Here is a 21,603-nt window from a genome sequence, read left to right as displayed (position 1 = left end):
GAAAGTTAGACGCCTGGCACCCGCAGGCTCCAGCCCTAGAAAACGAGCCTTGCCAGAACGTGCGGGCCAGGAACGCGGCTCGCGACTCCCGCCAAGCCGCCCGGCGTGACAACGAACCGAAGTCCGTTTGCCGCGGATTCGCCGCGAACGCCCGACGAGGGAGCCGTTGCCGACACCCTCGCCCCGGCCCGCGGAAAGGTACCGACAATGGCGGCCATCCCGAGCAGTGCCCCGCCAGACGCGACCGCGTAAGGAACCGCGCCGTCGCCGCCGCCCACCAGAACCGGAATCGCAGCGCCGATCAGCGCGCCGGCGACGGCGCCGACGTTCACCACGTTCGCCTGCGACTGGGTGAGGTCGAAACCCCGAGCGATCGTGAGATCGCCGAGGGCGACACCGGTCAGATACCCTGCGCCGAGCAGACTCGCGTACTGCCGCGGGCTAGGATGGTCGAGGGCAGCGACGATGGAACCCGCTGCCAGGACCCCGACGAGGCCGGCGGTGCTCGCAGCCTCGACGTCGCCAGCAGTAACCGTGTACGACGCGCGCCGCGGATAGCGCACGCCAATCGGATATCCCAATCCGCCCGCGACCGTGGCGGCGAGTGCCAACGACCGAGGATCAGCGCCCGCGGCTCCGGCGACCGTCACAGCACTCACGGCGGCGGTCTCGATGCCGAGCGTTGCGGCATGGACCTCGGCATCGCTCAGCCGGGCGCCGAGCGACGCGCCGACGACCGTCCCCACAATCCCTGATCCCAGCGCCAGCGCACGAACACCACGATTTCCTTCGCCCGTCGCCGAATAGCCGAGTAGCGCGGCGCCACTGGCTGCGGCGAGGCCGAGACCTCCCGCGAGATCGCTCTGCGCGCGGGTGAACGGCGTGTTCTGCGCGGACCCGTAGGAAATGAAGAACGCCAGTCCGGTCGTCGCGAGATAGAGTCCGCCCGCGGCCGCGCCGTCATCGGCCAGCGAGGCGGCCAATGGCGCGTAGACCGTGGCCGCGAGAAAGGTCTGATGACGCGCGAACGCATTGCCAGCCGGTTCGGATACGAGATCCGACATCGCCTCGGCGCTGGGTCGCCCGGACGCCCGCATCGCGGCGTCGATCGACAATCCAAGCGCGTTTCGCTCGGCCGTGGTCAGAGGGAAACGCTGGAGGACGCCGCTCGGCAACTGTACGACGAGCACGAAACTGCCGCCCGGATCGACCGAGTACAGTCGCGCTTCGCGATACGGGCCGGTGACGGGCCACGCCGGGCCGCCGAGTTGCAGCCGCGCTGCCACCGCCGGGGTTACGGCCACGACCCGCTGCGCACTGTCGAACGGAATTGGCGTCTCCGTCGATTGCGCGGCGGCAACCGACGATACCGCGAATAGCAGTGACAGCGCAGTTCTCCGCATTACGACATCCTGCGTTGCGTGAAGCGCGTTCGCAAGGCATTCTGAATGGATGTTGCTCGAACGCCTCTACAATGACTGGCTGTCGCAGAGCAGTTACCTGCTCGCCTGCCAGGAAACGAAACGCGCCATCGTCGTGGATCCGAACCGCGACATCGACCGATACGTCGCCGCGGCAGCGCACGAAAAGCTCACCATCGCCTTCGTTACCGAAACGCACATTCATGCGGATTTCGTGTCCGGAGCGCGCGAACTCGCCAACAAGACCGGTGCGACGCTGCTGCTGTCCGCCGAGGGCGGCAAGGACTGGCAGTATCGCTTTGCGAAAAGCAACGGCGCGCGCCTGGTCCGCCACGGCGACACGATCGAGCTCGGCGACGTGCAGCTTCAGGTGCGACATACGCCCGGTCACACCCCCGAGCACATCTCGCTCGTCGTGACCGATCGGGCGGCAAGCGACCGCCCGATCGGCATGTTCAGCGGCGATTTCGTGTTCGTCGGCGACGTGGGACGGCCCGACCTACTCGAGCGCGCGGCCAATGTCCGCGGCACGATGGACGCGATGGCGCGATCGCTGTTTCGATCGATTCGGGCACTCGCCGACCTTCCCGACTACCTCCAAATCTGGCCGGGACACGGCGCCGGGTCGGCGTGCGGCAAAGCGCTCGGAGCCATGCCGTCGACGACGCTTGGCTATGAGAGAATTGCAAACTGGGCATTTCAGACCGACGACGAGGACCAGTTTGTCGCAGAGGTGCTCGCGGGTCAGCCAGAGCCGCCGAAGTATTTCGCGACCATGAAAGCCGTCAACCGCGACGGCCCAGCGCCGACGCCAGCGGTGACTGGGTTGCCCGAGCTGGACCTCGCGGCGTTCGATCGGGCGATGGCGAGCGGTGCTTCCGTGGTCGACGTTCGGAGCACCGCGGATTTCGCGGCGGGTCACCTTCCGAAAGTTCTCAACATTCCGACCGGCACGTCGTTCCTCACGTGGGCGGGAACGCTGCTGCCCTATGACCGAGACATCGTCCTGCTGGCCGACGATCAGAAGAGGCTCTCGCGCGCGCGGCACGGACTGTCGCTCATTGGACTCGACCGAGTCACGGCGTGGGGCGGGTCGGCGCTGCGAACCGAATGGCAGGCGCGTCACGGGAAGCTGCAGACGGTCAAACAGCTCGACGCCAAGCAACTGGCGGAGAGTCGCGACCGCCGCGTACTGGACGTGCGCGGCGCATCGGAGTGGGATGAAGGACATTTGAGCAACGCCGAGCATCTGTTCCTGGGCGACCTGGCGCAGCGCGCGAGCGAGATTCCACACGACACACCGATCGCCGTACACTGCCAGGGCGGAACACGCTCGGCGATCGCGGCGAGCATACTGCAGGCGCAGGGCTTTACCGACGTTGCCAACGTGGCGGGCGGCATTCAGGCGTGGCGTGCGGCGGGGTTTCCTACCGAACGATCTTCCTCGTAGACGTTCCTCTCGACTTCAACGCGAGTCAATCATGCGTAAGAGTTTTCTCATCGCTGCGGCGGTCGCGGTACTACCAGGGCTGGCCTTCGCGCAGGGGCGAGGCGGTGGGCGAGGCGCGGCACCCGTTGGTCCACCGACGCTTCTCCTCCCCGACCGCGTGTGGGACGGTATCGACGCGAATCCGCACGAAGGCTGGGCGGTGCTCGTGCGCGGCGAACGCATCGAGGCAGTCGGACCCAAAGCGCAGGTTGGCGCCCCCGCCGATGCGGTGACGATTTCCCTTCCCGGTACGACCCTCATTCCCGGGTTGATCGAAGGGCACTCGCACCTGCTGCTCCATCCGTACAACGAAACGTCGTGGGACGATCAGGTTTTGCATGAACCGCTGGCGCTGCGTGTCGCACGTGCCGTGAACCACGCACGCGCAACATTGCTCGCGGGCTTCACCACCGCGCGCGACCTCGGCACCGAAGGCGCCGGGTACGCCGACGTCGGATTGAAGCAGGCGATCAATCAGGGAATCATTCCGGGTCCGCGCATGGTCGTAGTCACCAAGGCGATGGTCGTCACGGGCAGCTATGCGCCGAAGGGATTCGTCACCGAGCACATTGACGACATTCCGCAGGGCGCCGAGGAGGCCGATGGTCCCGACAAGATCAGCCACGTGGTGCGCGACCAGATCAAGCACGGTGCGGATTGGATCAAGGTGTACGCCGACTATCGCTGGGGTCCGAATGGCGAAGCGATGCCCGGGTTCACGCAGGATGAATTGAATCTCATCGTGAACATCGCCAAGAGCTCTGGCCGACAGGTGGCGGCGCACTCGAGCACTGCCGAAGGCATGCGCCGCGCAACGCTCGCCGGTGTGGCGACGATCGAGCATGGCGACGGCGGCACGCCGGAAGTGTTCAAGCTGATGGCCGAGCATGGCGTGTGCTTTGTGCCGACGGTGTCGGTGGGCAATCGCGCGGGAAAGAAGGAAACGCTAAAGCTGGCGATGGACGCAGGCGTCACGATCTGCAATGGCGCCGACTCAGGCCCGCTCGCGCACGGCGATAACGCGAAAGAAGTCGAAGGACTCGTAACGAATGGATTGACGCCGCTGCAGGCGTTGCGCGCCGCGACCGTGAACGATGCGAAGATGCTCCGATGGGAAGATCGCATCGGCAGTGTGAAGACTGGGCTCTACGCCGATCTCGTGGCCGTGAAGGGCGATCCGACCAAGGACATCATGGCGCTGTCGAACGTCGCGATGGTGATGAAGAACGGGACGGTGTACAAGCAGCCGTGATTGGCTAAAGCTGCTGCTTCTCTCCCCCTCACCGAGGCTCGACTTCCAGTATCCGAGCCTCGGTGCGAAGCGAGTCGCGGTCCAGCAGCAATCGGCCAACGATGCGATATGATCCGGGGGAGACTGGAACACCCGCTGCGGTTTTCAAATTCCAGCGCGCGCTGAACTGCACGGAATCGCCCGGCGCAATACCGGTGTAGAGCCCCGTCCCCCCAAGAACCTGTCCGGCTAGGCGGTTCCACACGAACACGCCCGTCGACGTTGTCACAATGGGATCGAAGGCGAAGCCATCGCTCTGAGCCAATCGGAGGCTCGCCGAGTGCGTCGTTGGATTGACGACGGTCATGACGATCGTGATGGAGTCTCCGCGGGCGACCGACGTCGGAGCCGCCAGGGTTGCGACGAGCCCGTTCTGTGGCCCGCTCACCGCCTCTCCCGCGCAGCTGGCTAGAAGGAACGCGCCGAACATGATCGTCGTTCGGCGCATTCGCGCCGCCGTGCCACTACGACCCGACATCGGTCCTTCCATAAATCAGCATCTGTTCGACCTCGTCACGGCCAAAGCGTTGCTCCTCAGCGCGCCTGTACAGCGTCGATGAAGGTGTAGCATGCCGCGGACCTGTTCGGCAACACCGAACTCAACGAATCCTACTGTATGCATGGTATTTCGGTCGCGCGCGTCAGTACCTTGAAGACCATTCCGATTAGAACCCTTTCATAGTATTCTCAGAATCTGTGATCCCAGCCATATCACGTGGCGACACGGATCCGTCGATCACATCGACGAACACGCTTTTCCGTGGACCTCCTCTAAGGTGGTCGGAGAATGTGGCTAGCCCGCACTTGGCTTTGTTTGGCCGCTGCGACACTGCCCGCCGTTGTAGTTGAGGCGCCCAGTTCGTCGATGGCGCCCGCGGGGTCGCGCGTGGTCCGCGCGACGACATTCCGAGCGACCGTACCACACTCCGACCGTCAGACGAACCAACGACACGTCGGTGGCGTCGTAGACGGCGCCGTTACGGATTCGGCGCTCGCGCCAATCCCAGCAGCCACCATCAGCGTGCTACGGACGAGCGTCGCCGTTCAGACCGGCGAGTCAGGGCGTTTTCGAATTACGCATCTGCCGGTGGGGCGCCATATCCTCATGGTTCGGCGCCCTGGCTTCGAGGCCGTCACAAGCGTCGTCGATGTCCGCGAAGACGACACGTTACGGCTGGCGATCACGCTTCATCCCGTCGCCGCCGTGCTCGATACGACGCGAACGACGGCAATCTCGGCTCCGGACCGCCTCTCTGGTTTCGACGAGCGCCGCAAGCACGAGATCGGTGGCAAGTACATCACGCGCGCGGACATCGAGAAGCAGGGCCCAATTGCGACGACCGATTTGTTGCGGCGCGTCATGGGCATCACTGTCGTCGACAGCGTGCATGTTCCCGTGGTGATTTCTTCGCGCGGGATCAAGATGGTCAACATCGGCGGCAAGCTGGTCCCGGTGCAATGCGTCCTGCCCGTCGCCGTCAACGGATTCCTGATGGATTCATATTTTTCCATCAATTCGATCGCGCCAAACGACGTCTACGGCATCGAGGTCTACGCGGGGCCCGCAAGCCTTCCTCCGCTCTTCAACGGCGGCGGGCCTGACCGCTTCTGCGGGCTAGTTATGATCTGGACACGCTGATCAGAGAACGCTCGTGAGAGCGGGTCTCACCGCGTCCATACGGCAATGAGCCCGCACCACTTCCCACTCCCCACTCCGCCGTATTGCGGTGGAATCATCGCCGCGCCGGCGAAAACCTCGACGCCGTGAATTTCTTCCGGTTTGGGCAGCAAGCGGAGGTCGACCGGTCCATTCTGGTCGCCATTCGGCGTCTGCATTACACCGTCGACCATCACTGCGAAATAGCAGGGAGCGGGCTCGAGGTTCGGAGTTAGGCGCATCGACCTGCTCGATCGCGCCGCGACGATATCAGTCTGCATGATCTCGATCGACGGTATCCCGCGCAGCATCTGCCAGATGTCGACCGGATTGCGCTTGACGATATCCTCATGCGTATAGCTCACCGTCGCCATGTGGTTGAGGCGGCGCGTTTCAAATTCGTCGTGCCGGCCAATCATGCTCCGGCCGCCAATCACGCGCACCGTGTCGAGCACCGGAGCCACGTTTTCTCCGAGGAGAATCGGCACGGTGTTGCGGCCACTCTCCACGGTCACGGCCAGCTGTCCTTCCCTGAAGCCAATGCGCCGGGCCCTGACCGTGAGCAATCCTGGTTTGATCTCTGGAATCAACGCACGCCCGCTTTGACCGGTGACGACGGTGCGCACAGGCCCGTTCGGCGGTTGAACGTCGACCGTCACATCGGGGATCGGAACGCCAGCAAGGTTGAACACGGCAACTTCGACCAACGCGGCGCGGTTTCCCGTCGCGCCGATAGCGGCGAGCGCCTTCTCACTCGCCGTTACAGAGTTCGAGCCGAGTTGCAGATCGATGGCACCGAAGTCCTCGGACAACGTCGTTCCTCGCGCGGCAGAGCCAGCGTCGGTCGCAACGCTCACGACGAGCGGAACACGTCGAGGAACTCCGCAGACGCGCCAACCGCCGGAATCATCCGAGAGTGCGCCGATCGTTTTTTCCGTAAGTGCTACCTGATCGCCCGCGGCGCCGCCGACGACAGCGAGGCTCGTCTTCCACGTGACAACGACTGCCGAGTGAGGCAAGGCCTTTCCGTGCTGGTCCATCACGCGACCACGAAGCATGCCTTCGCCGTTCGCGATGGAGGCACGCGGGCACGCCACGCCAAGCAGATCGCGAGCGCGCGGCAGTCGCAGTGTATCCACGCTCGTTCCGTCGCGGACATCGACATCGTGGTCGACCGCCGGCATTCCTAGGGAATCCATCAGCGCCGTGTGAATCTTCGCCTTGTATCGGCCGGCGAGCACTGGCGAGAGGTCGATTCTTCCGTCGATGTCAGCCTTTCGGCTGTAGTCGGTACCGTCGAGTTCGACAGTGGCTCCGGCCGGCCGCATGACGGAATCATCTCCCTGAATCAGGAGCCGCAGATGCGGGCCGCTCCACTGGTAGAACACACTATCGCGGCGAGAAACTCGGTTGACCTCTCCACCCGTGACCTGAATACCGCGAACGATTGCCGCGGTCCCCGTGATCGTCATGCGCATGTTGACCGTCGACGGGCGCGTCGTAACGCCGAGTTGCGGCATCCGGACGCTCCACCGATTGATCAGCCAGTTGCCGTCGGCCAACCGAACGAATTCGACGGATCCGCCCGGTTTGGTGGCCGAGACGACCGACGGGAGGTTCGTATATCGTAGTTCAAGTCTCCTCAACTCTGATGTCTGGCGATCGACCCACACCGTTCCTTCGATCTCGCGAGCGTCATGGCGCTGCGGCGCTGGGGAGAACGCCACACCGATGAGATTCGCCGCCCCGCTCGGCGGCGCCTGCAGACGGAAGCAGTGCGACGATGCAAACAGCGGTGAAAGCAGGACCTCAGCGTCGGGCAGATAGTACGTCGTCCCGGTGCTATCGCTGACGACATACCCGGCCGAGTCTAGGCGGGCCATGGGCGCGCTGACGAAGGCGTGCGTCGTTGGACTGCGCGACGTACGGATGCGCTGCTGGCGAACGTACCGCGACGCCGAGTCGAGCGTGCGATCGTATTCGATCCATTCTGCGACGAGCGGCGCGCCATCGGAGCTGATCTGCGACGACAGCATTGCCTTGCGCGCTTCCTCCCACACGCGCGTAACCGCTAGTCCGGTGTCCGCGCTCACGCGACAGGTCTCACGTTCGCGAACGTTGACGGCCGAAAGCGTTACCGCCTGTCCAGCGAACACGACTCGGATCGTCTCAGTGGCTCCGGCGGCAACGGTCGTTGGCGGCAGCACTGTGGGCCGGGACCCGATGCGCAGCACCGTCAGCGCATATTGGCCCGCGGCCGGAAGGCGGAGTGTGAACTCGCCGCGCGAACTGGTCAGCGCGCGCCCCACAGTGGTACCCCGAGCGTCGGCGGCGACGACAATCGCGCCCACGACCGGCGTGGAGTCGTTCGGGAGCACCACCGACCCTCGAATCGTCTGAGCCGCCACGGGCGACGCCGCGATGAGCGCAAGCATCGCGGCGAGAACCGTCAGTACTGCTTTGAGATACCGCACGACTGCCAGCTCCGCGAGTCTGGATTCGTGTTCAGTTTACAGAACTATCAACCCGTCCACAACTCGAAGCTGAAGACTGCAAACAGAAAACCGTCGTTCACGGCAGCAAGCGCATCATCTCAACTGGCTAATACTCACGGGTCCAGACAAGCACGACGCCGCAGCCGCGATTCGGGCCATTGAACTGGGGCGGCATAGTCGCGGATCCCGCGTATACCTCGATACCAACAATCTCACGCGGCGATGGCAGCAGGTCGAGATTGAACGGCATGGGCAACGGAACCTGATCGAGGAACACCTGCATGGGACACGCGCCGAGGCTCGGATTCGCACCTTCGCGCCCGCTCAGCGCGTAGTACTCCGTCGACGGCTTGGAGCGATCAGGCGACACGTTGATGGTCTTGAACCGGCGGAATAGCTCGGTCGGGTACACCGGGTTCTGAATTCTGATGTCTTCCGCCGTCATGAATTCCCCGACGCCAAGGCGACGACGCTTCTCGAACTCGGACAGCTTGGCGAGCGGAGCCTTCTCCGTCACAATCACTGGATCGAGCGTGGTCTGAGCCGCTCGCTCGAGCGTATACGACAGGCGCAGCGTATCGCTCGACGGCACTTCGATCACACTGGATGTCGGGCGGAAGCCAACTCGCTTCACGATGATGAGGTACTGCCCAATCGGAACCTTCGTAATGCGAAACCGCCCGTTGGGGCCGGTACCGACGCGGATGTTCGTCCCGAGAATCGACACGAACGCCGCCTGAATCGGAGCCAGACCGGAGTCGGCCACAATGCCGTCGATCGTGCCGAGCTGATTGGCCCGAAGCGGACCGCCATTGCTGGGCGTGACGCCAAGCGGAATAGGCTTGCCCTGCGCGGGAAGGGCCTGAATCGCCGCCATTCCAGCGAGCGCGAGCGGAACGAACTTGAAAATGGAGTAACGCATCTAAGTCTCGGAGAGCGAGGGGCTTCTAAAAAGTAGAAGCCGGAGACCGGATACTACACCGGTCTCCGGCTTCTGTTTTCCATTCGTACCGTCTTGCCCTACTGCACGCGTGTTACGGTGCGCAGTCGTTCAGGCCGTTCGGTCCGATGAACGTGCCGCCCAGCGGAATGCGGTTGAGGCACTCGGCCTGCGGAATCGGCATCACCTTGGCGACGAAGTTCTTGTTCGGGCCGGAGGGGATATCGAGCGGCAGGAGACCGAGCTTGCCATAGCGGCGCATGTCGATCCAACGCGTGCCTTCCATCATGAGCGAGTAACGCTTCTCGTAGAGGATGCCGGTGAGAACTGCATCGTCCGTGGAGGCCGTGGTGAGCGTCGAGGCCGGAAGTCCACCAGAGTTCACGCGAACCTGGTTGAGGTCGGCAATCGCACCCGCCTTGTCGCCCGTTGCAAGCTTGGCTTCAGCGCGGATGAGAATCAGCTCTTCGTTACGGATGACCGGAATCGGGGACGTCGTCGTTGGCCAGATGCTGAAGCCAAGCGTCGACGAGCCGGTGGTCGGTCCGTCGCCCGTGACCGGGCCCGTACGCGACGGCAGGCCCGTGCGGATCTTCGCCGTGTAGCGATCGTCCGGCGAACCGTTCGCCTTGTTCTGTACGTCCGTGAGGAAGGACATGTGCGCGTACAGCGTGGTGTTCGTGGCCTGCGTCAAACCGTTCGGCGTGTCGGGAGTGGCGCCGTACGTCTCATAGACGCCGACATCAAGACCAGCACGCGTCGTTGCCGAGGCGTTGATGAACGAGCCGTTGAGCGCGGTCAAGACCGCCTGCCACGCTGCTGCTCCACCGCCAGACGTTGCGTAGTGGGACGCCGCCTTGGCCTTGAACGCACGGTTGAACTTCGCAAAGTTCGCGGGCGTCGAGAAATCGGCGCCGCCAACCGACGTGCCGTAGCCCGGGGGAAGCGTGAACGGGAACGCCGCTCCGCCTGCCGCCAGCTTCGTGTTCGCGTCGTCGAGCGTGTTCAGGATGTACTTGTACACCGAGTCACGCGAGACGAATGGCGCGAGGTCGAACGGATTCGCCTTGATCTCGACCATGGCGCCGAGCGTGTCGCGCGTGTCGATGATCTCGAGCAGCATCTGGCCTTCGATCGTCTGCGCCAAACCGAGCGACGCCGCCTTCTGCGCCGCGCTCAGTGAGGTCGACGCATTGATCGTATTCTTGAAGTTGTAGATGTCGCGAAGCGCGCCGTAGCCGCCACCCCAGCTGCCGTTCGCAAAGCCCGTAGGATCGAGCTTTTGAACGCCGGCGACCGTGATGCCAACGAGGAAGTGCGTCGTGTTACGACCCTCGTTCGGCGTGAACGTGTACATCTCGCGGCCGAACGTGCCGGTGTTCGTGATCATCGCGCTACGCGTGCCGCGCTGATCGGTGAACAGACCGGTGGCGAGCAGCTGCAACGCGGTCGGATCCGACGCGACCGCGCTGGCGAGCGCGCTGTTCGGGTTCGCGATATCGATATCGGCTTGCCGGCATCCGGCCGCCGTGGCGGCCAGAGCGGCAAGAGCTACGAATTTGCGCATCTGTGTGTGAGTCGTGGTCATGGCTTAGTACCCCAAGTCGACGCTGAAGAAGAACTGACGCATCGACGGATACGGCGCGAGATCGATGAAGCGGTTGAAGTTCGAGTTACCGAAGTTGTTGAACTCTGGGTCGAAGCTCCAATAGTTCGACTTCATCCCAAGGTTACGACCCTGCACCGCGATACGCATTTCGTTCGCGCGGGCAAGCTGAGCCCAACGCTTCGGCGCCTGGTACGAGACGTTGATCTCGCGGAGCTTGACGAACGAGCCGAGATCGATGTACGGCTGGATGTTACCGGCCGAGAACGCACCGTAACGAGCCTGGCCAAGCTTCTGGCCAGCAACCGGCGACGAGTTGTCGTAGTCGCGCGAGTTACCGCCTTCGTCGAACAGGTTCTTGGTCATGTCCGACGTGTAGCCGGCCACGCGCCAGTCAACGAGACCCGTGATCGTGAACGACTTCCAGCGGATCGTGTTGAGGAACGACGTCTGACCGATCGGGTTGGCATCGGCGACGATCGAGTCACGCACGACGCTTCCCGCGACTGCAGCCTGACCGAAGTCGACGCGATGGCAGGGCTTGCCGTCAGCGCCCGTGCCCACGACAACCGCACCGCTGGCGTTCGTGGTGTTGATGCAGCTGTACGTCTGGTTGCCCCAGATGTACGTCGGGCGGGTACCAGCGCGGATGTAGTTACGGCCGTACGAAGCGCCGAACGAACCACCAGCGGCGAACGGCGGAACCGTGAGCTTGTCGATGTACTGGACGTTGTGCTGGAACGTCGTGCGGAACGTCCACTCGAGATCACGCGTGCTGACCGGCACGAGGCTCAAACCGGCCTCGAAACCACGCGTCGACATCTGACCGCCGTTGATCTGCTGCTGCGCCAAGCCGGAGCTCGGGGCGAGCGGGTAGTTCACGAGCAGGTCCTTGATGATGCGCTCGTAGTGGCTGGCTTCCAACGAAACGCGGCCGCGGAGGAACGCCGCGTCGATACCGAGTTCCGTCTCGTTCATGACTTCCGGCTTGAGCTTCGGATTGCCGACCGTCGTCGCAGCGACGAGCGAGCCAAGACCGCCGATCGTACCACCGCTGGAAATCGTGACGTCGCGGAAGCCGTAGTTCGGGCGGTTACCCGACTGACCGTACGAAGCGCGGAACTTCACTTCGTCGATCTTGTTCGTGAGGAAGCTGAGCGGCTCAGTAAAGCGATAGCTGGCCGAGTACTTCGGGAACGAGTAGAACTTGGAGCGATCGCCGTTCGCGCTACCACGGTCGGCGCGGACGCCGGCGGAGAGCGAAAGCTTTTCGTCCATCGCGATGATCTGCTCGTTGATGTAGTGCGACTGATCGCGGAATTCCGTGATGCCGTCCGACGTGCCGATCAGGCCACCGTTCGTCGCAATCTGACGCGTCGGCGTGAGGCCCTGCATGCGGACGAGGTAGCCGCGCTGACGCTGCGTTTCGTACGTGCCACCGACCGACGTCTGGGCAGAGTTCAACCACTTGAAGCCCGGGTTGTAGCTCCAGACTCCGTTGATGCTCTGGTTGATGTTCTTGCTCGTCGTCGTGTTGACCTGCGACGTGCCGAGGTAACCGTCAGCCGACTCGTACTGCATGTAGTTCGGCGAGTACTGGTTGCCCTCGAACTGGAAGCGATCGACGCCGCCGATGTACGTGAGGTTCACCGAGTTCTTCGGCGTTGAGATCAACGAATAGCCAGCGCGGATGTTACCGATGCCACGCCACGTGTCTTCGTTGTTCTGGATCGAGTGCACGAGGTCGAAGAGGTTCACGGTGCCGTTGCCGCCACCGTTCATCCACATGCTGACCAGGCGGCCCGTGACCGGATCGATCTTGTTGAGATCGTAGATCGCCGGAGCGTAGCCGAACGTGTACATCGGGCTGATACCGGCGTTGTCGTTATTGCCGATACCGTCCTGCGTGAAGTTGTGCGAGAAGTTGAACGAGGCGCTCAACGTGAGCTTTTCGCCAACCGTCTGATCGAGGTTCAAGCGACCCGAGGTCAGACGCGCGCCGGAGTTCTGCTGCGTGCCCTTGTTCTGGCGGTCGTTGACCGACGCGAAGTACTTGGTGTTGTTGACGCCGCCCGACGACGACAGGACGGTTTCCCACGACGGGCTCGTGTTGTTGTAGAGCTGGCTCTGCCAGTCATACCACGAGCAGACCGGGGTGCAATTCGCCTTGGCGATCGAGTCCGCGTGGACCGAACCACCGAGATACGGCTGCACGTCTGCATAGCTCTGGAAGTGGCGCGAGCCGAGAAGACGCGTGGGCTGCTGCGAGCCAACACGCTGCGTGACGCTGTAACGCGCCGCGCCGGCCTTACCACGCTTCGTCGTGATGACGACGACGCCGTTCGTTGCGCGCGAACCGTAGATGGCGGTCGCCGCAGCCGACTTCAGGACTTCGATGTTCTCGATGTCGTTTGGATTGACGTCGGCAAGACGGTTGACCGTCTGGTCCTGCGAGCTCGTCGTGGAGCCGCTGGAACGCGAGATCGACGCGAGACCGCCGTTGACCGACGCGTTCGAGACGATGACGCCGTCCACGATGTAGAGCGGATCGCCCTGACCGAGAATCGACGTCGCGCCGCGGATCTGGATCTGCATACCGCCGCCCGGCACGCCGCTGTTCTCGAAGATCGTCGCGCCGACGACCTTACCAGCGAGGTTGCCTTCGACTGACTTCGCCGGAGCAACCATCAGCTCTTCGGCGGAGACGGCAGCGATTGCCGTAGAAGCGTTTCGCTTATCGACCGTCGTCGCCTGACCAGTGACGGTCACGCCTTCGAGCTGCAGGACGTCCTTGTCGAGGGCAAAGTCCGCGGTGTTCGAACCTGCGGCAACCTTGACCGTGACTCGCTTGAAGCCGATGGCGCGTGCAAGGACCTGAATTTCACCTGCTGGTGCGGGAAGCCGGTACTCGCCGCGTTCGTTGGTGCGCACGCCCTGCTGTGCGCCAACGATGCTGACGGTCGCTTCCGTCACGGGCGTGCCCGTGCCGACCTGGGTCACTTTCCCCGTGATCTCTCGGCGTTGTGCCGCCAGCGGCACTGCCGTGAGTACGAGAGCTAGCGAGAGGAGCGTTCGACGAAACACTGAGACACCTCAATAAGAGGAAGTGGGGGAAAACGCTGGTGTCTGCTTTCGGACCAATGCGGTAAGCGGCGCGGCGCCGAGGCGAGTCCACTTACACTTGTATTGGATGACAACCCTAAAAGCGGCCAATTGGTCACACAAGACACGCGGGATGTATCACCGAGCCGAAGTTGTTGTCAAGACGGATGTAAGCGGCTTTACCGGATGCTGATTTTATCCAATAACCGAAGCGATTCTCAGGGACGAATCGCTTCCCTTTTCGCGCGTCCCCGATTACTCGCGCGTGTCTCTACGCTGTTTTCGATTCCTCGTCCGATTATTCTTCGGTCGCGATGACATCGTCACCGTCCCGCCCCACAACTCCCGACGCCCTCACACCTTCCAGTGTGCGCGCGTTCGCGCCGGGCAGCATCGGAAACCTCGGTCCGGGACTCGACATTCTCGGCTGCGCCGTCACCGGACCTGGCGACGCCGTGATCGCGCGAAAGCGTGACACGCCCGGCGTTTACGTCGACGAGCCAGGACACCCAGAACTACCAAGGGATCCCGAGCATCACGCATCGGCGATCGCCGCCGCCGAGGTGTTGCACCGCGCCGGCGCCACGTCGTTCGGAGTATCGCTGACCGTAGAGAAAGGACTTCCGTTGTCCGGAGGTCAGGGTGGAAGCGCGGCATCGGCAATCGCCGGCGCGTTTGCCGTCAACGCACTTCTCGGAGCGCCGCTCTCAGAACACGATTTATTGCTCGCGGCACTGGTGGCCGAGCAACGTGTTGCAGGACGGCATCTAGATAATTTAGCGCCCGCGCTGCTCGGCGGCGCGGTGCTCGTACGCTCGATCGAGCCGCTCGACATCGTAAAACTGCCGGCACCGACCGGGCTGCGTTTCGTTCTGGTGCATCCAGACATGCGCCTTCGCACCGCTGACGCGCGCGCCGTGCTTCCGACAAGCGTCGATCTTCCGACCGCGATGGCGCAGGCCGCAGTGATTGCGAAAATGGTGTGGGCGTTCGGAACAGGCGACGCGGAGCAGCTCAGAGGAACGATCGACGATCGCATCGCAGAACCCGCGCGCACGTCGCTGCTGCCAGGGTTCGCTGCGGCAAAGCAAGCGGCGATCGCCGCGGGCGCGCTTGGCTGTTCGATCGCGGGCGGCGGACCATCGGCCTTCGCAATGACGAACGGTGACGACGCGGCCGAACGCACACTTGCCGCAATGCTCGACGCGTATAAAAAGGCCGGCGTCAACGCGACAGGTCGGATTGCGCGCATCGACGACCGCGGCACCCGGCTCGAGCCAGCTGAACCCACGACTCCCTCCAACACGTGACCATGCTATCGACCTCGCGCCAACAGTGCGAGCAGTGCGGTAATACGCTCGACGAGCTCGATCCCGCGTCGGTCTGCCCGGTGTGCGGCGGCTTGCTGGAGCTCGTGCACGGCGACGTGCCTCACGCACACGAGTTGCCGGCGCGGTTCGTCGAACGCCGGCGCGCGATGAGCGGCCCCGATGCATCTGGCGTGTGGCGGTACCGCGAGTTGCTGCTGCCGTCGGTCACGAACGAGGCGATCGTCTCGCATCCGGAAGGAAATACACCGCTGCTCGATCGCGGCCGAGTCGCTGAATACGCGGGCGTTGAGCGTTTGCTCATGAAGCACGAGGGCCACAACCCTACCGGCTCGTTCAAGGACCGCGGGATGACGGTGGCGATGACGCAGGCACGTCGCACCGGCGCCAGCGCTGTCGCCTGCGCGTCCACCGGCAACACCTCGGCGTCGCTCGCGGCGTACGCCGCCCAGGCCGGACTTCCGGCGCTCGTCTTCGTTCCCGCCGGCCAGGTGGCACTCGGAAAACTCACGCAGACGCTCGCCTACGGCGCGAAGACGCTCCTCGTTCGCGGCAACTTCGACGACTGCCTCACGCTCGCACGCTCGGCAAGCGAAGCGCTGAACATCCAGCTCCTCAATTCGATCAATCCCTTCCGGCTCGAGGGGCAGAAGTCGATCGTATTCGAGCTACTCGACCAACTCGATTGGGATCCGCCGGAGTGGATCGCGCTGCCGGCCGGAAACCTCGGCAACACGTCGGCGTTCGGGAAAGCCATCCGGGAAGCATACGCGTTCGGTCTGATCTCGCGGATGCCGCGTATCGCCGCGGTCCAAGCGCTCGGCGCGTCGCCGTTCGCGCAAAGCTTTCAGCATCACTTCGAGCAGCGCATTCGCGTCGATCCCGAGACCATCGCCACCGCAATTCGGATTGGCGCACCGGCATCGTGGGATCGCGCTGTGCGTGCGATCCGCGAGACCAATGGCGTCGTCACCTCCGTGACGGACGAGCAGATTCTCGACGCCAAGGCGGTGATCGACGCCGCCGGAGTTGGCTGCGAACCCGCGAGTGCGGCGAGCGTTGCAGGTGTAAAACGCCTTCGCGCCGAGGGCGTGATTGCGCCGCACGATCGTGTGGTCGCGGTGCTCACCGGACACCTACTCAAAGATCCGGGTGCACTGGTGCGGTACCATCAGGAAACGGAACCGGCGCCGCCGCACGCGAATCGGCCGATCGAAATCGAGCCGCGCGTCGACGAAGTCGAGCGCGTGCTCAAGGGATTTCGATAGCGGCTAGTAGTAGTACCCGAAGATGATGCCCATCTCGTCCGTGCTCTGAAGCCCGAACGACACCGTGTGATCGGTGGTGTTGTTCCACGTGATGATCGACTTGAGGCCCTGCCCTTTCTCGAGCACGACCGGGGCGGCCAGCGTCAACGTCTGCGGATGCTCCCAGTCGGCGTTGTCGTAAACCAGCTCTCCGTCGCGCGCGCCGCCAACGATTTTGATCTGAAAGCGCGTACCCAGCATGTGCATGTGCGACGTGAGCATGAAGACCGTGGTCGTCTGCGCCACGGTGAACGTTTTCTCGAGCGTCGTGACCTTGCCCGCGGGCAGTGAGATGCCCGTGTTCGACATGTTCAGCGTGTGCGCGACCTTTTGCACTGACGCGAGCGGCACCGTGTAGAGATTCGCGTACGCTTCGCCCGGAATCTCGCCGGTCGTGCGGTTCACATAGTGTACGTTCAAGTCGAGCGACATCGCGGCTGGAAGCTTGAGCGCGACGCCGGTTGGAAACACGTAGTCGGTCGTCTGACTCATGGCGCCGGCCACGAACACGTGGCACGCCATCGGAATCATGTTGAGGATGTTCATCGACCCGTCGGCGTTGCGAATGTCGCGCACCACGTTCGCCGCCGGCGTGCACGGGAATCCCGGCGCCATCGTGGGATCGACGCTGTACAACACGAAGTGATGGCTCAGCGCGCGCATCGACGTCTGAATGCGATTGACGTAAATGTCCGACGCATTGCCGAGTGGGCGATAGACGAACAGCTCACGCTCGAAGTTCGATTTGACGGCGAACGAATCTGCGCGCAGCTGGATTCCTTGCCCCACCGCAGGAACCGGCAACGGCGTGAACACGGAAGCGGTTTGCGGCGTCTTGCTCGTGAGCAGTGTCGCGTCGACCACGTCGCCGGTCTTTGGCGCCCCAGCCTGAATCCATTTCCGAATGAACTCGAGCTGGCCGTCGGACAACGCGGCCGAGCCAACGGGCATCGTGTTGCCGTACGAACCGGCGTGGGCCGACGCGAGCGCCAGTGACAGCTTTTGGAAGAGCAGACTCGATTCGGGCGCGCCCGGAACGACGCGTTTCAGTCCATCGCGCTGTGCGGCGAGGTTGGTCGGCGCAGCGTTGACGAGATTGTCGTAGGCCACGTCCGGCGCGAGAACCAAGTTGCCGCTCGCCGCCGCCGATGCCGACACGTGGCACCCAGAGGTCGCGCACGACGGAGAGAGGACAGACGCCTGCAGTCGGCCAAAGCTCGTCGTAACGTCGGGTGCGCCTGGCGTAGGGGGCGCGTTGGTACTTGGCGTTCCACCCGAATCACCGCCGCACGATGCAGCCGCGATCGATGCGCAAACGAGGAGAACTCCACGCCACCACAGCGAACGACTGGGCATTTGCGCACATTAGAGTTGGAGAGGCCAACCGCGTTACTACATGTAGACGAGTTTCCTCCGAGCGCGTTGCGCCTTGCACATCTTACGACGTCGGGCGAGAATTTTCGAACCGAGGACACCCCCACCCTCGGCAATCAACCTCCAAGAGGCTGGCATGCACCGTTCCGTATATCGTTTCGGCGGACTCGCGGCGCTCACATTAGTGTGCGCGCGACCGCTGACTGCTCAGGTGACTACCCAAGGCCGCGGTGGCGGAGCCACGGACAATCGGCCCGAGGTCACCTTTCCGGTCACCCTTCCGCCCGATGACGCCAAGCTGAAGGCACTCAAGACCGAGGCGATTAGGCTCGTCGACAGCATGTCAACCTTCACGCAACAGATGGTCGATCAGGTGTTCAGCTTCGGCGAACCAGGATTTCAAGAGGAAGAGACCAGCAAATATCTCACGGGAATCCTCGAGAAGAATGGCTTCAAGATCACGCGCGGCGTCGCCGGAATTCCCACCGCTTGGACCGCAACCTGGGGCTCGGGCAAGCCGGTCATTTCGCTCGGCTCCGACATCGACGATATCCCGCAGGCGAATCAGAAGCCGGGCGTCGGCTACAAGGATCCGATGGTGACGGGTGCGCCTGGACACGGCGAAGGCCACAACGCCGGCGTGCCGATGAACATCACGGCCGCGATCGCGGTGAAGAAGGTCATGGAGCGTGAGCACATCCAGGGCACGATCCATCTCTGGCCGGGCGTCGCCGAAGAGTTGATGGCGGGCAAGATGTATTTCGTGCGGGCGGGGGTGTTCAAGGACGTCGACGCGGTGTTGTTCGCACACATCGGCACCGGCCTCGGGGTGTCGTACGGACAGAGCCAACAGGCGGCGTTGATCAGCGCGCAGTTCCACTTCCTTGGCTCCAGCGCGCACGCAGCCGGCGCGCCGTGGGCCGGCCGCTCAGCGCTCGACGCCGTCGAACTGATGGACGTTGCATGGAATTTCCGACGAGAGCATCTGCCGCTGACGCAGCGCTCACACTACGTGATCACCGACGGCGGCGATCAGCCGAACGTCGTGCCGCCGACGGCGACGGTGTGGTATTACTTCCGCGAACAAGACGCGCCGAAAGTGCAGGCACTCTTCGCACTCGGCGATACGATCGCCCGTGCCGCGGCGATGATGACGGGTACGAAGCTCGTCGGCGTCGACATCGTGGGAGGCGGTTGGTCGGCGAACTTCAACAAAGTCGTCGCCGAGACGATGAACCAGAACATCAAGGCGGTGGGCAATCCGCAGTGGTCCGAAGCGGATCAGCAACTCGCTCGCGGGATTCAGAGGGAGCTCGGCCAACAGCCTCGCGGGCTGCCGGCGAACGGTGGTCGCGGTGGCGCGGGCGACGGCGGCAGCGGCGACCTGCGTCCCCCGCCGCTGCCGGCGGATTTCCGCGGTGGCGGCTCCGACGACATCGGCGACGTGTCGTGGAACGTGCCGACCGTGACGCTCAGCTTTCCGGGCAACATTCCGGGCCTGCCGGGCCACAACTGGGCCAACGCGATCTCGATGGCGACGCCGATCGCGCATAAAGGAGCGACGGCCGGCGCGAAGGTTCAGGCGCTCACGACGCTCGATCTGATGACGAAGCCGACGCTGATCACGCAGGCGTGGGACTATTTCCGCAACGTCACCACGAAGGAGATCAAGTACTATCCGCTGATGCGTCCGGAGGACAAGCCGCCCATCTGGATGAACAAAACGATGATGGACAAGATGCGGCCGGAGATGCGGAAGTACTACTACGATCCGACGAAGTACAAGACGTACCTCGAGCAACTCGGCATCAAGTATCCGATGGTACGCGATACGACGCGGACCGTTCCATAAGCAGCAAGAGCATGAATCACCGTTCAGGCGCGTCCGCTACGTCAGCGGACGCGCCTCTTGCTTCGTCCATCGAGCTATCAGAGATCCCTGAACGACCGCGGGCCGCCGCGATCACCGTGGCGCTCCTGTCGGTTGTCGCGTCGATCGTCGGACTCGCCAACCGGTTCGCGTACGACGATGGCGCCCTAATCGCGACGAACGATCGTGTCCATTCGCTGCACGAGTGGTGGCTGCGTTTTGCCGAGCCGTATTGGCCCGCGGCGTTCGCGCACGCGCTCTATCGGCCGATCACGATTCTAGGCTTCTCGATCCAATGGACGCTCGGCAGCGGCAGCCCGTTCGTATTCCACGCTACGAGCATTCTCCTATACGCGCTTTGCGCCGTTGGCGTGCTGTTGCTCGCGCGCGAGATACTCTCGCCGTCGGCGGCGTGGCTCGCGGCGGCGCTCTTCGCCGTGCATCCCGTCCATGTGGAGGCAGTCGCAAACGTGGTCGGACAATCCGAGTTGCTCGCCGGCGCGAGTCTCGTGTTCGGCGCGTGGTGGTACGTTCGCGCACGAAGCGCGGGCGCATTCTCGCTGCGCGACATCAGCGGCGTCGCGGTGCTATATGCTCTCGGAGTGCTCTCGAAGGAGAGCGCGATTGTCCTTCCGGCGCTGCTCATCGCAGCCGAGCTGACCGTGCTTCGGAAATCAGGCGTGCGAAGTGGTGCGTCCGCATGGCTTCCGATGTTAGCCACGCTCGGAATCGTTGCAGTCGGCGCGCTGTTGCTTCGTCACGCGGTCATCGGATCGTGGCTCGGCGACTCTCCGGTACCGGCGCTCAAACAGCTCTCGTCGAGTGAGCGAATCTTCACGATGCTCGCGGCGAGCCGAGAGTGGGTTCGACTCACGTTCTGGCCGTCACTTCTCTCGTTCTCGTATTCGCCGCCGTACCTCGCGATCGTGAGGACAGCATCGCCAGAGATCCTTCCTGGCATTGCTCTCGTGCTTGCGGTGATCGCTTCGATCGCGTTCTCGTATCGGCGTGCACCGGCGATCGCGTTTGGTCTGATGTGGTTTGCGATCGCGCTATTTCCGGTGAGCAACGTCATCTTCGCGACCGGCGTATTCGTCGCTGAGCGAACGTTGTTCGCACCGAGCGTTGGGATTGCTGTGGCGGTGGCGGGAGTGGTGCAGCTGCTGTGGGCACGCCTACCGTCCATCGAGGTTCGTCGTGTTGCCACCGGAGCGCTCGGCATCGTGCTGCTTGCCGGTGTCGCTCGAAGTGCCATGCGTCAGCGCGCCTGGTTCGATACCGGAACTATCACGACCGCCGGCGTCCGCGATCTCCCAGACGCCTACACCGTGGACGCCCTCTATGCCGAGTATCTCGTGACGCGCCGGGCGCCCGGGACCGCGGAGAAGTGGCTGCGTCGCGCGATCTCGCTTTACCCGAACGATCCCGAAGTGCATGTCGAGCTCGCCAACCTGTATGTCGATGCGGGCCTCTGGCCGGCGGCGGAGTCGACGTTCAAGAAAGCACTCGAGCTCGATCCCACGCTGTCGTCGGCGCGCGCCGGCGTCGTGCTGTGTCGGATTCAAGCGAAGGATTTCGCCGGCGCTCGCGAGCAGGCCAACATCGGCATCGCGAACGGTGAGTCGGTCGATACGTTCAAGCAGCTGCTCACGGCAATCGACTCAGCGTCCGCCACTCGCTGAGCGCTGCACCGGGCCAAGAAGACAAACATGCCCAATTGCAC

Annotated in this window: 14 protein-coding genes; 7 read left to right on the top strand and 7 right to left on the bottom strand. The window is 63.5% G+C overall.

The window, feature by feature from the left end; genetic code table 11:
* Positions 1-35 precede the first annotated feature (35 nt).
* Positions 36-1,403: a hypothetical protein gene (locus AC6H4Z_RS11295; protein WP_497546855.1), complete on the bottom strand. Its 1,368-nt coding sequence runs from the start codon at positions 1,401-1,403 to the stop codon at positions 36-38.
* 49 nt (positions 1,404-1,452) lie between these two features.
* On the opposite strand from AC6H4Z_RS11295, the gene AC6H4Z_RS11290 reads away from it, so the two are divergent.
* Together AC6H4Z_RS11290 and AC6H4Z_RS11285 are read left to right on the top strand one after the other, a co-directional pair.
* Positions 1,453-2,871, top strand: a complete 1,419-nt coding sequence (locus AC6H4Z_RS11290; protein WP_497546854.1) for an MBL fold metallo-hydrolase — start codon at positions 1,453-1,455, stop codon at positions 2,869-2,871.
* A 31-nt stretch (positions 2,872-2,902) separates the two neighbouring features.
* Positions 2,903-4,162 (top strand): amidohydrolase family protein, encoded by a 1,260-nt coding sequence (locus tag AC6H4Z_RS11285; protein ID WP_497546853.1) that lies wholly within the window; start codon positions 2,903-2,905, stop codon positions 4,160-4,162.
* Between the two features lie 28 nt (positions 4,163-4,190).
* Here the strand turns inward: AC6H4Z_RS11285 and AC6H4Z_RS11280 are convergent, their stop codons facing one another.
* Positions 4,191-4,679, bottom strand: coding sequence for a BsuPI-related putative proteinase inhibitor (locus tag AC6H4Z_RS11280; RefSeq protein ID WP_497546852.1), 489 nt, complete (start codon positions 4,677-4,679; stop codon positions 4,191-4,193).
* A gap of 387 nt (positions 4,680-5,066) precedes the next feature.
* Between AC6H4Z_RS11280 and AC6H4Z_RS11275 the strand changes: the two genes are divergently transcribed.
* Positions 5,067-5,840: a carboxypeptidase-like regulatory domain-containing protein gene (locus AC6H4Z_RS11275; RefSeq protein WP_497546851.1), complete on the top strand. Its 774-nt coding sequence runs from the start codon at positions 5,067-5,069 to the stop codon at positions 5,838-5,840.
* A gap of 26 nt (positions 5,841-5,866) precedes the next feature.
* Here AC6H4Z_RS11275 and AC6H4Z_RS11270 read toward each other — a convergent pair whose 3' ends face one another.
* From AC6H4Z_RS11270 to AC6H4Z_RS11255, 4 genes are all read right to left on the bottom strand, one after another.
* Complete coding sequence (locus AC6H4Z_RS11270) at positions 5,867-8,332, bottom strand: carboxypeptidase-like regulatory domain-containing protein (protein WP_497546850.1); 2,466 nt, start codon at positions 8,330-8,332, stop codon at positions 5,867-5,869.
* A gap of 127 nt (positions 8,333-8,459) precedes the next feature.
* Positions 8,460-9,275, bottom strand: a complete 816-nt coding sequence (locus AC6H4Z_RS11265) for a carboxypeptidase-like regulatory domain-containing protein (RefSeq protein WP_497546849.1) — start codon at positions 9,273-9,275, stop codon at positions 8,460-8,462.
* Between the two features lie 112 nt (positions 9,276-9,387).
* A complete protein-coding gene (locus AC6H4Z_RS11260; protein WP_497546848.1) occupies positions 9,388-10,881 on the bottom strand; it encodes a RagB/SusD family nutrient uptake outer membrane protein in 1,494 nt (497 codons plus the stop codon).
* 3 nt (positions 10,882-10,884) lie between these two features.
* On the bottom strand, positions 10,885-13,983 hold the full coding sequence (locus AC6H4Z_RS11255; RefSeq protein WP_497546847.1) for a SusC/RagA family TonB-linked outer membrane protein: 3,099 nt from the start codon (positions 13,981-13,983) through the stop codon (positions 10,885-10,887).
* Between the two features lie 386 nt (positions 13,984-14,369).
* Between AC6H4Z_RS11255 and AC6H4Z_RS11250 the strand changes: the two genes are divergently transcribed.
* Entirely contained in the window at positions 14,370-15,311 is a 942-nt protein-coding gene (locus AC6H4Z_RS11250; protein WP_497546846.1) for a homoserine kinase, read from the top strand.
* 2 nt (positions 15,312-15,313) lie between these two features.
* Positions 15,314-16,597 carry a threonine synthase gene (thrC, locus tag AC6H4Z_RS11245; RefSeq protein WP_497547032.1) on the top strand — a complete coding sequence of 428 codons (1,284 nt, stop codon included), beginning with the start codon at positions 15,314-15,316 and terminating at the stop codon, positions 16,595-16,597.
* 3 nt (positions 16,598-16,600) lie between these two features.
* Here thrC and AC6H4Z_RS11240 read toward each other — a convergent pair whose 3' ends face one another.
* On the bottom strand, positions 16,601-17,992 hold the full coding sequence (locus AC6H4Z_RS11240; protein ID WP_497546845.1) for a monooxygenase: 1,392 nt from the start codon (positions 17,990-17,992) through the stop codon (positions 16,601-16,603).
* A gap of 154 nt (positions 17,993-18,146) precedes the next feature.
* Between AC6H4Z_RS11240 and AC6H4Z_RS11235 the strand changes: the two genes are divergently transcribed.
* Positions 18,147-19,862, top strand: coding sequence for an amidohydrolase (locus tag AC6H4Z_RS11235; RefSeq protein WP_497546844.1), 1,716 nt, complete (start codon positions 18,147-18,149; stop codon positions 19,860-19,862).
* 11 nt (positions 19,863-19,873) lie between these two features.
* On the top strand, positions 19,874-21,562 hold the full coding sequence (locus AC6H4Z_RS11230) for a tetratricopeptide repeat protein (RefSeq protein WP_497546843.1): 1,689 nt from the start codon (positions 19,874-19,876) through the stop codon (positions 21,560-21,562).
* Positions 21,563-21,603 lie beyond the last annotated feature (41 nt).

The sequence above is a fragment of the Leucogemmata humicola genome, assembly GCF_055379415.1.
This window is presented reverse-complemented; position numbering and strand designations above follow the sequence as displayed.